General features: G+C 68.4%; 1 protein-coding gene. It reads right to left on the bottom strand.

What is annotated here, in order from left to right:
* A partial coding sequence (locus AB3X94_RS42045; protein WP_368614493.1) for a phosphopantetheine-binding protein occupies window positions 1–329 on the bottom strand: 329 nt, incomplete at both ends.

The following is a 329-nucleotide window of genomic DNA, read 5'->3' as shown; positions in this document are numbered from 1 at the left end:
CAAACAGCATCGCCAGCGACAGTTCCACACCCGCAATCTGCGACAGCCGGCTGAGCAGCCGCACAGCCAGCAGCGAATGGCCGCCCAGCTCGAAGAAGTGGTCATGCCGACCGACCCGCTCCAGACCTAGAAGCTCGGCCCAGATCTCTGCCAGCGCCGTTTCGACTGCGCCCTGCGGCGCCTCATAGGCCGCCCGCGCATACGCATCGTCGGCCGGCGCCGGCAGTGCCTTGCGGTCGAGCTTGCCATTCACCGTCAGCGGTAACTCCGCCAGCGGCACGAACGCCGCCGGCACCATGTAGTCCGGCAGCTGCCCCGCCAGATGCGCG

Source organism: Paraburkholderia sp. BR10923 (assembly GCF_040948765.1).
Taxonomy (GTDB): domain Bacteria; phylum Pseudomonadota; class Gammaproteobacteria; order Burkholderiales; family Burkholderiaceae; genus Paraburkholderia; species Paraburkholderia youngii.
Note: the sequence above shows the minus strand (reverse complement) of the source record. Positions and strands in the feature narration are given on the sequence as shown.